Origin of the sequence: Ensifer sp. LBL, assembly GCF_050435225.1 — a bacterium.
In the GTDB taxonomy this organism is placed as follows: Bacteria; Pseudomonadota; Alphaproteobacteria; order Rhizobiales; family Rhizobiaceae; genus Ensifer.
The window spans coordinates 150,979-163,350 of sequence record NZ_JBNDJY010000003.1 but is presented as its reverse complement, the minus strand read 5'-3'; the positions used below and the strand labels follow the sequence as shown (position 1 = coordinate 163,350).

Here is a 12,372-nt window from a genome sequence, read left to right as displayed (position 1 = left end):
GGGCAATCCCGGACGGAAACGCTGAAAGCGGTCCCCGCCCGAAACTGCATCATTTCAATGTGTTAGATCATTTCACTCAAGGAACGATCTAGACGAGCGCGGTGATCGCGGCGCGCACCGCCTGCTCGTCCATGTCGTGCAGACCGATGACGACAAGGCGCGTGCCGCGCTTTTCGCCGGCAGCCCAGGCACGATCATAATACTGGTCGATGCGGGCGCCGACCGCCTGGATCAGGAGGCGCATCGGCTTGCCGGGCACATCAGCAAAACCCTTGAGGCGCAGCACGTCATGCTCGGCAATCACACCCTTGAGGCGGTCAATAAAGGCGGCCGGGTCGGCGATCGCGCCAAGCTCGACGACGAAGCTGTCGAATTCATCGTGGTCATGCTCTTCGCCAGCCTCATGCTCCATCTCGTGATGCGACTTGCGGTTGGCGATATCGCTTTCCGTGCCGACACCGAGGCCGAGCAGGATGGCGGCGGCAACTTCGCCGTTCTTCGCCTCGATCATCGCAGGCTTGCGGCTGGTGCGCGAAGACACCTCGTCGCGGACGGCCTTGAGGCCGGAGGCATCGATTAGGTCGGTCTTGTTCAGCACGATGAGATCGGCAGCGGTCAGCTGGTCCTCGAACAGTTCCTCGATCGGGCTTTCGTGGTCGAGATTGTCGTCCTCGACGCGCAGCGCATCGACCTTGTCGTGGTCGTCGGCAAAGCGGCCGGCGGCAACGGCAGCGCTGTCGACCACGGTGACGACGCCATCGACGGTCACTTCGCTGCGGATATCCGGCCAGTTGAAGGCGGCGATCAGCGGCTGCGGCAGGGCAAGGCCCGAGGTTTCGATGATGATGTGATCAGGACGGTTCTCGCGCTCGAGCAGCTTGGTCATGGTCGGGATGAAATCATCGGCAACCGTGCAGCAGATACAGCCATTGGTGAGCTCGATGATATCGTCCTCGGTGCAGGCCTCCGCACCGCAGCCCTTGAGCACGTCGCCATCGACGCCGAGATCGCCGAACTCGTTGATGATGAGCGCGATGCGCTTGCCGTCGGCATTCTGCAAAAGGTTGCGGATCATCGTGGTCTTGCCGGCGCCAAGGAAGCCGGTGATGACGGTCGCCGGGATCTTGCCCTGGTTGGCTCTCGCAGTGGTCATTTTTCAACCCTTCATTTTCAGCGGCAAACCGGCCGCGACAAAGTAAACTTCAGCGGATTTCTCCGCAACGATCTGGTGAAGCCGGCCGGCATGGTCGCGGAATTCGCGGGCCATGCGGTTCTCGGGCACGATGCCGAGGCCGACCTCGTTGGAAACGAATACGAGACGCGCCTGCGCCTCAGGCAGATACGCGGCAAGGGCGGCGAACTCCGCCGCGATGTCGCGCTCTTCGAGTATGAGATTGGTGACCCACAGCGTCAGGCAGTCGATCAGGACCACGTTGGCAGGATCGTCGATGCTTCTCAGCACGCCGACGAGATCGACCGGCTCCTCATGCGTCGTCCAGCCTTCGCCGCGGCTTATCCGGTGATGGTCGATGCGCGCGCGCATTTCGTCGTCCCAGGCGCGTCCAGTGGCGACATAATGTCGGGTAAGGCCGGAAGCTTCGACGAGCCTCTCGGAGAAGCTCGATTTGCCGGAACGGGCGCCGCCGAGGACCAGCACGGGTCCGGCGCTGAGACTGCTCATCGTCGCCGCCTCAACACGCCGAGATCAGCGGAAGGCGGCAACGGCCGTCGGGCGCGCCAAGGGCGCGTTCTTGAAAACATCTGCGAGCCAAAACAACCTCCGTGATGGCGTTGGAGACAAACGTCCCCTCGGGCGGAATGCCCATGTCGGATGGCAGGTCTCCTGGCTCACGGCGTCACGGGGCCAAACATCGCCTCGCCCTTAACGGGCAAGGTTCCGATGTCAGACCCGAGCGGCCCGCCTCACCTTCCCGGCGTTTTTTTCCGACAGCGAACCTTTTGCACGTCATCTCCGACGCGCAGGCGCTGCGGGCGGCTTCGTGAAAGGCGGACGATTCGTAGAAGAAGAGGCGTCCAACCCGGCTGATCACGATGCCACGCCAGTGGCTTTTCCGGCTTGATCCCCGACCTGCCCCGGCTGCCCATGCAACCGGCCGACAGCCCGGCACCAAACCCGATGGCGAACCCTGACCGTTCTACAGTCGCGGGGTCGGCTGCGATAAGGATGCCCGATTTGGGTCCATCCGTCACATTCCCAATTATTCCCCCGTGTCGCCACGACAAGGAGGAACCATCCAACAGCCGATGATTAGGAACCGGACCGCGCAAAGTCAATCGACGCATGCGACGCCTCCCCGGCCGAGTTGCGCCACGCGACGATTTGTCGAGCCGTGAACGGACGGCCGCGGCCCGCCAAGAACGGCAATGCATCCGCCTGCCTTCCACCCGTGGCTCACTCTCATTTTGTGCCAAATCGCTATCAGAATGCGCCAATGCGCCCTCAAGCTCTGGCGCACCTCTGTTCCGAGGCAAATTCGCCGGGATGATGATCAATTCACCGCATGGTTCTGTGGACCGTGCGCTAATCGGCCCCACGGGAGCGCTACGCTTTCGGTTGAGGGTTGACGATCTTCAGCCAGCACGTCGCGATCACCGCTGTGGTCGAGACTGCGGCTGCGGCCAGATAAATGGCGCTCGCCCCCCAGCCTTCACCGAGGCTCCCGGACAAAAGCGTGCCGAGCCCGTAGCCGGCCCACATAAAGCTGGTAAGCCAGCCAAACGCCTCGGTTCGATCCTCCGGTCGGGCACTCAGCCCGACAGCGAGCTGGCCGAGCGCATCCCGGGCTCCGCTGAAAACCCCGGCACCGAGATAGAGCAGCAACAGAAGCCAATGGTTTGAGGTCATGCTCATCAAGATGAAAAAGCAGGCGGTCACCAGGTGAAAGGCAATCATGCCGCGCTTCACCGAAGGTTGCGCGCGCAGCGCGCCATAGAAAATGCCGCCGAAAACCTCGCCGGCAGCAAATCCACCGAGAAGAACGCCTGCCAGGGCGGCCGTGACGCTCGCCACCGCGCCAATCTGCATGGCACCAATCGTAAAGGTGTCGAGGGCGACGATCGCCAAGAGCAGCGCCAGCGGAGCGTTCGCCAGAACGGAGAACAGCCTTCGCGGACGACGCTCGGTGGCATTCCTCGCCACGGGACTGTTGGCGATCAGCACGTCGCCAATGACCTTTGCGACAGCGCACGACCCCACGATCATGTTTGGCGGCATCACATAGAGCAAGGCACCGACCAGGATGGGCCCGAATATGAAGGTGCTCGAGTTGATGACTGTATCGAGCGCGTAGGCACTCGATAGATTGCTCTCGGGCACGAGATGCGGCCAACTGGCCCGGACGACGGACCCCGATGGCGGCGTCGTGGCACCCAGGGCCGCGGAAGCCAAGAGAAGATAGGCGGCCGGCAACTGATGAAAGAGCGCGAAGACCACCGCCACATAGGACAGGGTGTGAAACCCGACGAACACAAAAAGAGTTCGCCGCGACCCGAAACGATCGACGAGGCGGCCGGCAGCGGGGGCGACCAAAGCCAATGCAACGGCGTGCGCGAACAGGACGGCGCCCGCATCCACGACTGAGCCCGTGCTTTTCGACACCGCGATCAGAAGGGATAGGCTCAGCATCGACGTGGTCATTCGACTTATCGATGTCGCGATCACGAGACGGACGACACCATCCCCGCGCAGCACCGCAGCATAGCTCTCACCGACCATTCTTGCGTTACCTTCGTAATCCGAATAGTTAGTAACGAGTACACAACCGGACCGTTACCTGTCAAATGCAGCTTACAAGTAACTCACAACGCCAGGCCGCCTTGGCCGCGACTTTGGTGAACCTCGCACTGGACGGTCAATCGGGCGGCCGCGCCTATGCTGGCTTGACAGCAGACGCGCTGAAGCAGGCGTTTGCCGAACAGCTCAACCCATCGATGAGCAAGCGCGTTCTGCCCGTCATCGATGGCGGCGCGCGATTGCGGTCAGTCGCAACGGACCTCGGCCCGGTGTTTGGGGCCGACACGGACGAGACCGCTGCGGCGACGCTGAACCACCTGATGAAGCGCTACGCCCCTCGTCCCTATCTCGTGGCTGATGTCGAGCAACCGTACCATCTGCATTTCCATGGAGATGGCGAAACGATCATCGAGGCGCTGGCAGCCGAGTTCGTGGTTTCCCTGGCGCTGCTCATGGACAGGTTCGGCAGCCGGCGCTTTGGACGGTGCCATGCGAACGGATGTGACCGCGCCTACATCGACGTGACGCGAAATGGGTCGAAGCTGTACTGCTCCGACGCGTGCACGGCACGTATGAAGATGGCCGAGTATCGCTCACGCTTGCGCAAAGGCTGAACGGCGCAGGATCAGCCCACGCGGTCTATACCTGCTCAAACACGCTGAACTGGAAGGATTGGATCGTATTCCCCGGCGTCCGGTGCTGGTGCTCGATATGCGAGACCAGGCGGAAGGACGGCCCGACCACCTCGGCAAGGGCTGCCGGGTCGTAGCGCACCACCGACAGGCCGCTGCAACGCTCGGGACCATCGGGGGCGAAGGTGGCGATGATGGCGTGTCCGCCGGGCACGACGGCACCGGTCAGCCGCTCGATATAGGCAGCCCGGTCGCTGGCATCGGCGAGAAAATGAAAGGCGGCGCGGTCGTGCCAGAGGTCGTAACGGCGGTCCGGCCTCCACGTGGTGACATCGGCCGCGATCCAGTGCACGTCATCGGCGCGGGTGCCGAGCCTTGCCCTGGCGGCATCCAGGGCGGCCGGCGACAGATCGAGCACAGTGATATCGCTCATGCCTGCAGCGATGAGCGCATCGACCAGCCGCGAAGCGCCGGCGCCGATATCGATCAGCGATGTCGAAGCCATCGGCGCATGCCGGCGGATGAGATCGAGGGAGACGGCAGGCGTGTCCTCAAACCAGCTGACGCCCGCCTCGCCCTTCGACTGATAGGCCTTGTCCCAATGGGCTGGTCTGTTTTCGTCCTGCATCGTGTTGCCTGCCTGGGAACGCACGACCGTGACGGGCGCTCCCACCTTCCTCAATCCATTTTACAGCGGATTACCCGGTACGTTGGGCGGTTTCCGTCAGGGCCTTTGCTGACACCGGCAAGCCCCCGCCGATCGCAATCGATCGTTCTCTCGGCTAACGACCGAGCAGCCCGTCCAGCCAGCGCCGGTCAAGTACCGCCTCCAGTTCGCTCGCGACATCGTCGAGTGCGCTATCTACCGACTGGCGGTAGTTACTGGCGCCGCCCTCGATGCCGAAACTCGTGAGAAGCGCGCCGCGATAGGCGTCGCTGGTGAAGAGCCCGTGCAGGTAGGTACCCATCACCCGACCATCGGCCGAAAGCGCGCCATCGGCGCGGTTGTCGATGCGCACGGACGGCCGATCACAGTCGGCACCTTGCGTCTTCCCCAGGTGAATTTCGTAGCCCTCAAGCGCCACATCATGCTCCAGCGACCAGGCGCGGCTGTTGCGCACGGTCTTTTCCGGCGCCATCTCGGTCTCAACGTCGAGCAGCCCGAGGCCCTCGACCGCGCGTTCGCCGCCTTCGATGCCGAGCGGATCGGTGACGCACCGGCCGAGCATCTGGTAGCCGCCGCAGATGCCGATGACCCGGCCGCCGCGGCGCACGTGGCGTTGAAGGTCAACGTCCCACCCTTGAGCGCGGAAATCGATGAGGTCGCCGATGGTGGACTTCGACCCGGGAATGACGACGAGGCCCGCATCCGAAGGAATGGGACTGCCCGGCCGCACGAAGACGAGATCGACCTCCGGCTCGGCCGCGAGCGGATCGAGATCGTCGAAATTGGCGATGCGCGACAGCACAGGCACGGCCACCTTCAGGGCCCGCCCCTCGCCGCGCGCCAGCTTCTCCAGCACGACCGAATCTTCGGCCGGAAGCCTCGCCGCCGCCTTCAGCCAGGGCACGACGCCAAAGCAGGGCCAGCCGGTGAAGCGGTTGACGGCGGCAATGCCGTCGTCGAACAACGTCACGTCGCCGCGAAACTTGTTGATGAGATAGCCGGTCACCATGCGCCGGTCTTCGTCGGACAGGATCGCATGCGTGCCAACCAGCGAGGCGATCACCCCGCCACGGTCGATGTCGCCGACAAGCACGACCGGCACGTCGGCCCGGGTGGCAAAGCCCATGTTGGCGATGTCGCCGGCACGCAAGTTGATTTCGGCCGGCGAGCCCGCGCCCTCGACCACCACGAGATCGGCACCGGCCGATATTTGTTCGAAACTGTCCATCACGGCGCCGAGCAGCTTGGGTTTCAGCGCCTGATACTCCCGCCCCCGGGCCTGGCCGGCCACCTTGCCCTGGACGACGATCTGGCTGCCGACATCCGATTGCGGCTTCAGCAGAACCGGGTTCATGTGCACGGACGAAGGCACGCGTGCCGCCAGCGCCTGCAGCCATTGCGCCCGGCCGATCTCGCCGCCGTCGTCGGAAACGGCGGCGTTGTTCGACATGTTCTGCGGCTTGAACGGACGGACCTTCAGGCCCTGGTTGGCGGCAAGCCGGCAGAGCCCCGCCACCAATACCGATTTTCCGACATCCGAGCCGGTTCCCTGCAACATGATCCTGCGTGTCATGCGGCCATCGGTAACACTGAAACGATGAGCGGCAAAGGTCTGTTTCGACACGATTTCGCCGCAATTGACAAAGCCCTTTCACGCATTGTTTCGCGCTTTCGCAAGGCTTGTCGAAAATGTCGCGCCTGGTAGCCAGAATGCGACATGGCGTGGCGAGTTTGGCATTCAATTTTTTGCAGCGCACACCTATATCAACGGCATAGCAACACGCCCCGGAGGATAGGCCTCCGGCCTCTCAAGGTTCACGTCCATGCTGTATATTTTCAGCAAGCCCAATTTCGTTCAGATCGCCTGGAACTCCAAGGTTCCGTCCAGCCAGTCGCGCGTGCGCAACCTCGTCGTCGACGCGCCCTTCGGTCCGCTCGGCGTCATCCGCACGTCGAACGTCGGCTAAGGCCAGCGATCGGGGCGAATGCCCCTTCGAGCTCTCCTCCCGGAGCCTCCTCCACCGCCCCTCCGGGGCGGTTTTTTTATGCCTAGCATTAGCCCTGAAATGCGAAGGCCGCATCAACCTCTTCAAGAGGGATGCGGCCGCCAAAATACGCCTGGTCACTTCGGAAAAACACACCGAAGGTTCGCTCAAAGTCCGGGACGCACAAACCTGATCCGGACCGGCGGCAGTCCCCCGCCGCGAGAAGAACAATTAGCTGGACATCGTTACCGGATGGTTATTGAGGATTTAACCAAAGATGAATTCCGGACTTTTTTGTAAATTTTTCGCGACATGCGCGCCATTTGGCATGACGCAATCACGACAGGAAACGTCAGGATCTCGACAGGGTTTTGAGGTCGGTGGCGCCCAGCGCCATTTTTTGCGGCAAGAATTGTCGCTATTGCTTAAATTCGGGGTCCCTCACGCACAAAATGCGCGCTCCCGCGATGTCGCAGACAGAACGCGCGAGACCCGGCGCCTCCCGGTCAACCGATTGAAGAGGTTGATTTCTCAGCGAGAAACCTTAGGCTTGGCTTGCGGTATAAGAGGAGATTGGCTGGCGACAGGGTTCCGCGGCCAGGGCTGAAAACGAACTCCCGCACCGTCCGCAGCAAGGGTGAACCTTGGCTTGATTGATGCCGAACCCCCGGCTGCATCGTTGTTTCGGGTGACGGAGGATGTGTCGCGTCCGCCGTGGATTCCCGTTTGGATCTTGGCTGCAAAATAAGACTGGGAGGTCTTGCAACATGAAGAAACTCCTCGCTTCCACCATTCTCGCCGCTGGCCTTTACGCCATGGCGGGCGCCGCGCAGGCCGCGGAATGCGGTGAAGTCAGCATTGCCGAAATGAACTGGGCTTCCGCCGGCGTTGCCGCCCAGGTGGACAAGTTCATCCTGGAAAACGGCTACGGCTGCACGGTGACGCTGGTCACCGGCGACACCATGCCGACCTTCGCCTCGATGAACGAAAAGTCTCAGCCGGACATGGCGCCGGAACTCTGGGTCAACGCCGTGCGCACGCCGCTCGACGCCGCGGTCAAGGAAGGCCGCCTCATCGAAGCCGCCAAGATCCTGAGCGAAGGCGGCGTCGAGGGCTGGTGGATCCCCAAATTCCTCGCCGACGCGCACCCGGATATCAAGACGGTGCAGGACGCGCTGAAGCATCCGGAACTCTTCCCCGCGCCCGAGGACTCGTCGAAGGCCGCCGTTCACAATTGCCCGTCGGGCTGGAACTGCCAGGTCTCGACCGCCAATCTCTATCGCGCGCTGAACGCGGAGAAGGACGGCTTCCTGCTGGTTGACACCGGCTCGGCCGCCGGTCTCGACGGCTCGATCGCCAATGCGTTCGAAAAGAAGACCGGCTGGCTCGGCTACTATTGGGCACCGACCGCCATCCTCGGCAAATACGAAATGACCCGCCTCTCCTTCGGCGTCGATCACGACAAGGCCGATTGGGACGCCTGCACCGCCGTGCCGGATTGCCCGAACCCGAAGGTCAACTCCTATCCGGTTTCCGACGTTTACACCGTTGTGACCAAGTCCTTCTCCGAAAAGGCCGGCGTCGCCATGGATTACGTCAAGGCGCGCAAGTGGGACAACGGCACGGTCAACAAGGTTCTCGCCTGGATGGACCAGAACCAGGGCACCAACGAGGACGGCGCCAAGCACTTCCTCGCCGAGTTCCCTGACATGTGGACCCAGTGGGTGAGCCCGGAAGTGGCCGAAAAGGTCAAGGCAGCGCTCTGATCGAAAGTGACGGCAGGCGGACCGTCGAATCGGCCGCCTGCCCGTTCCGGCTTTGATGCCGGGACAGGGAACGATGGGGCGTCCTTGCGGGTTTCGTTTGAACGTTCATCGTCCCAGAGGCGGCGAACCACGGGCCTTCGCGTCGCTATCAGGTAAGCGGACGCCACATTTCGCTGCCACAGTTTAAGTGCCGGGACCCAAAGAGGTCACCCAAGTGTGCGCCGTCATCGACCCGTTCGATGACGAGACGCGGCCGGCTTTAAAAAAACTTCCGGCCAAGAAGGGGAAACAAATGGCCTCCATCTGCAGTGTCTTGCCAGCGTTGCTTTGCAAGTTCCCTGCCATTGACGAAAGCACGATCCGGCTCGCCCGCAAGGCTGTCGACGACAGCTTCAAGGGCTTCGTGCGATCCTATGGCAACGCCATCGACACGGTGGTCCAGCCGCTTCAATGGTTCCTGAACTACCTCGAAAGCCTGTTCGTCGGTTCGCCCTGGATCGTGATCCTGGCCGTGATGATCGCGATCGTCTATTTCGGCAGCCGCAACATCAACGTCACCATCGGCACGGCGCTGTCGATGATCGCCATCGGCCTCGTCGGGCTTTGGAACGACACCATGGTCACGCTCGCCATGGTCACCGTCTGCACGCTGATCTCCATCCTCATCGGCATTCCGATCGGCATCCTGATGGCGCGCTCGGACCGGGTCCAGGCCTTCGTCAATCCGATCCTCGATGTCATGCAGACGATGCCCAGCTTCGTCTACCTGATCCCGGTCGTCATGATCTTCGGCATCGGCAAGGTGCCGGGCCTGATCGCCGTCGTCATCTATGCGGTGCCGCCGATGATCCGGCTCACCAATCTCGGCATCCGCCTCGTCGACAAGGAAGTGCTGGAAGCGGCCGACGCCTTTGGCTCCTCGACCTGGCAGAAACTGAAGAACGTGCAGATGCCGCTGGCGCTGCCGACCATCATGGCCGGCATCAACCAGACGATCATGATGTCGCTGGCGATGGTCGTCGTCGCATCGATGATCGGCGTTGGCGGCCTTGGCAAGAACGTGCTGCAGGCGATCGCCAACCAGTTCTTCACCGTCGGCTTCCTCAACGGCTTTGCCCTTGTCGGTATCGCCATCATTTTCGACCGTACCAGCCAGGCCTTCGGCAAGCGGCTGCAAAAGCACTCGGAGGTTATTCATGGCTAGTCACGCGATCGAGGTGAAGAACCTCTACAAGATCTTCGGCCCCCGCGGCGTCGACTTCGTCGATGCCGTCAAGAAAGGCATGGGCAAGGCCGAGCTCAACGAGCAGCACGGCCACGTGCTCGGCTTGCAGGACATCAACATCTCCATGCCCGCCGGCAGCGTCATGGTGGTCATGGGTCTCTCGGGCTCCGGCAAGTCGACGCTGATCCGCCACATCAACCGGCTGATCGACCCGACCGCCGGCGAGGTGCTCTATGACGGCGTCGACGTCTGCAAGATGAACGACAACGACCTGCGCGAATTCCGTCGCCACAAGACGGCGATGGTGTTCCAGAAGTTCGCACTCCTGCCCCACCGCACCGTGCTCGACAACACGGTCTACGGCCTCGAAATCCAGGGTGTGGATCGCAAGGAGAGCGAGAAGCGCGCCCGCGGCTGGATCGAGCGCGTCGGTCTCAAGGGCTTCGAGAACCACTACCCGAACCAGCTGTCGGGCGGCATGCAGCAGCGCGTCGGCCTCGCCCGCGCACTCACCAACGATGCCGACATCCTGTTGATGGACGAGGCCTATTCGGCCCTCGATCCGCTGATCCGCGTCGACATGCAGACGGTGCTGCTCGACCTGCAGAAGGAGCTCAAGAAAACTGTCGTCTTCATCACCCACGACCTCGACGAGGCGCTGCGCCTCGGCGACAAGATCGCGATCCTGCGCGATGGCCGCGTGGTGCAGCAGGGCACCGGCCAGGAAATCGTGCTGTCGCCGGCCGACGACTACATCACCGCCTTCGTCAAGGAAGTGAACCGCGGCCGGGTGATCAATGTCGAGACGATCATGCGGCCGATCTCGGGCAATGCCGAAGGCGTACCGCTTGTAACCGGAACGGTGCTGGAATCGGCAGCCCGCACCATGACGGCCGCCCGCGTTGGCGTTGCCCATGTGGTCGATGAAAACGGCCGCCCGATCGGCGCCCTCGACCTTTCGACGGTCATCGCCGCCATGGTCACGCCGGTCAGCCACGAGGATCGCGCTGCGGCGTGAGACTTGGCCGAATTCAGCTGAGACCGGCGCTTGCCCCTCATCCGCCTGCCGGCACCTTCTCCCCGTTTTGACGGGGAGAAGGGACAAGTGGCACCGCCGCAATCCTTCCAACAAGATCTTATGAATCGCCAGGCCAGGTTCTGGCGGCCCGCAACAATGCTCGTCCCCTCGCCCCGCCTGCGGGGAGAGGGTTAGGGTGAGGGGCAAACCTTCACGCTCATCGGCGAGCGGAACGGGCAGACGACCGCGCCTCGAGAAAAGAGCCTAGCCGCCTGACAAGACAGTTCGTGCGATCAGTTCGTCGTGGTCGTCGCTGCCGCCGCGGCCGCGGGCTCGGCGATGCTGGCAGCGCTTGCGTCTTCCTTCGGCGGCAGGAACTTGTCGAGCAGCGCGATCATGTCGTCGTCGCGCGACTGCGCCGTCTTGCCGCCCATGACGACGGCGACGAGGCGGGTGTCGCCGCGCTTGGCAGAGGTTACGAGGTTGTAGCCGGAAGCATCGGTGTAGCCGGTCTTGATGCCGTCAACGCCCTCGTAGCGCTTCATCACGCCGTTGTGGCCGCGCAGCTTCATGCCGCGAAACTCGATCGTCTTGTTGGAGAAGAGCTGGAATTCCTGCGGGAAGTCGCGCATGAGCGCAAGGCCGAGCGTCGCCATGTCGCGCGCCGTGGTCACCTGCGCCGGATCCGGAAGGCCGTTGGCATTCTTGAACACCGTGCTGGTCATGCCGAGCGTCCGGGCCTTGCTCGTCATCATCTGGCCGAAGGCCGCTTCCGTTCCGGCCAGTTGTTCGCCGATGACGACGGCGGCGTCGTTGGCCGAAAGCACGACCATGCCCATGACGGCTTCACGCACTGTGATCTGGCGTCCGGCGCCGACAGCGAGCTTGAAGGGCTCCAGGCTGTTTGCGTGCTCCGAAACCGTAAGCTTCTGGTCCCATTGCAGGGTGCCGCTGCGCAGCGCTTCGAACGCGAGATAGATCGTCATCATCTTCGTCAGCGACGCCGGGAAGTTCAGCTCGTCGGCATTGTCTGCCTCGAGGATCGAACCGGTGTCGGCGTTGACGACAAAATGGGCCTGCCCGGCGGCGGCAAAGGATGCGCTGCCAAGCAGCAGGCTCACGGAGACCGCGGCGGACGCGACCATACGGATAAGGGACTGCATATCGTGTTTTCTCGTTTCGACGCTATCGAACGACCTCGGGACGAAAATCGTGATCGAATTATGGAAGACGGACCGCGAAATACGGCAAGGCCGCGTTTTCCACACGGCCGATATACCCTAGCCTTTTAAGGGCCCGGCGACCGGGCGGCAAGCACCTGCGGC

At 62.6% G+C, this 12,372-nt stretch carries 11 protein-coding genes and 1 riboswitch; of the genes, 5 read left to right on the top strand and 6 right to left on the bottom strand.

Going from position 1 to position 12,372, the window contains the following annotated elements:
• Positions 1 to 88: 88 nt before the first annotated feature.
• The 3 genes from cobW to OKW20_RS12460 all read right to left on the bottom strand — a co-directional run bounded on the left by cobW (position 89) and on the right by OKW20_RS12460 (position 3,736).
• Entirely contained in the window at positions 89 to 1,153 is a 1,065-nt protein-coding gene (cobW, locus tag OKW20_RS12470; RefSeq protein WP_429172579.1) for a cobalamin biosynthesis protein CobW, read from the bottom strand.
• A 3-nt stretch (positions 1,154 to 1,156) separates the two neighbouring features.
• Positions 1,157 to 1,681, bottom strand: a complete 525-nt coding sequence (gene cobU / locus OKW20_RS12465; protein ID WP_429172577.1) for a bifunctional adenosylcobinamide kinase/adenosylcobinamide-phosphate guanylyltransferase — start codon at positions 1,679 to 1,681, stop codon at positions 1,157 to 1,159.
• A 367-nt stretch (positions 1,682 to 2,048) separates the two neighbouring features.
• A riboswitch (cobalamin riboswitch) is annotated at positions 2,049 to 2,271 on the bottom strand.
• A 292-nt stretch (positions 2,272 to 2,563) separates the two neighbouring features.
• Entirely contained in the window at positions 2,564 to 3,736 is a 1,173-nt protein-coding gene (locus OKW20_RS12460; RefSeq protein ID WP_429172574.1) for an MFS transporter, read from the bottom strand.
• 116 nt (positions 3,737 to 3,852) lie between these two features.
• Here OKW20_RS12460 and OKW20_RS12455 point away from each other — a divergent pair, with 116 nt between their 5' ends.
• Positions 3,853 to 4,368 carry a CGNR zinc finger domain-containing protein gene (locus OKW20_RS12455; protein WP_429172572.1) on the top strand — a complete coding sequence of 172 codons (516 nt, stop codon included), beginning with the start codon at positions 3,853 to 3,855 and terminating at the stop codon, positions 4,366 to 4,368.
• Between the two features lie 25 nt (positions 4,369 to 4,393).
• Here the strand turns inward: OKW20_RS12455 and OKW20_RS12450 are convergent, their stop codons facing one another.
• Positions 4,394 to 5,059, bottom strand: coding sequence for a class I SAM-dependent methyltransferase (locus OKW20_RS12450; protein ID WP_429172569.1), 666 nt, complete (start codon positions 5,057 to 5,059; stop codon positions 4,394 to 4,396).
• 109 nt (positions 5,060 to 5,168) lie between these two features.
• Entirely contained in the window at positions 5,169 to 6,626 is a 1,458-nt protein-coding gene (locus OKW20_RS12445) for a cobyric acid synthase (protein ID WP_429172566.1), read from the bottom strand.
• Between the two features lie 250 nt (positions 6,627 to 6,876).
• On the opposite strand from OKW20_RS12445, the gene OKW20_RS12440 reads away from it, so the two are divergent.
• From OKW20_RS12440 to OKW20_RS12425, 4 genes are all read left to right on the top strand, one after another.
• Positions 6,877 to 7,020 (top strand): hypothetical protein, encoded by a 144-nt coding sequence (locus tag OKW20_RS12440; protein ID WP_089044242.1) that lies wholly within the window; start codon positions 6,877 to 6,879, stop codon positions 7,018 to 7,020.
• Between the two features lie 785 nt (positions 7,021 to 7,805).
• Complete coding sequence (locus OKW20_RS12435; protein WP_429172564.1) at positions 7,806 to 8,804, top strand: ABC transporter substrate-binding protein; 999 nt, start codon at positions 7,806 to 7,808, stop codon at positions 8,802 to 8,804.
• 292 nt (positions 8,805 to 9,096) lie between these two features.
• Positions 9,097 to 10,008, top strand: coding sequence for an ABC transporter permease (locus OKW20_RS12430; protein ID WP_043612801.1), 912 nt, complete (start codon positions 9,097 to 9,099; stop codon positions 10,006 to 10,008).
• A complete protein-coding gene (locus OKW20_RS12425) occupies positions 10,001 to 11,047 on the top strand; it encodes a quaternary amine ABC transporter ATP-binding protein (RefSeq protein WP_043612800.1) in 1,047 nt (348 codons plus the stop codon). The genes OKW20_RS12430 and OKW20_RS12425 overlap by 8 nt, the downstream gene beginning before the upstream one ends.
• Before the next feature lie 293 nt (positions 11,048 to 11,340).
• Here the strand turns inward: OKW20_RS12425 and OKW20_RS12420 are convergent, their stop codons facing one another.
• Positions 11,341 to 12,210, bottom strand: coding sequence for a D-alanyl-D-alanine carboxypeptidase family protein (locus OKW20_RS12420; protein ID WP_429172561.1), 870 nt, complete (start codon positions 12,208 to 12,210; stop codon positions 11,341 to 11,343).
• Between the last annotated feature and the right edge of the window lie 162 nt (positions 12,211 to 12,372).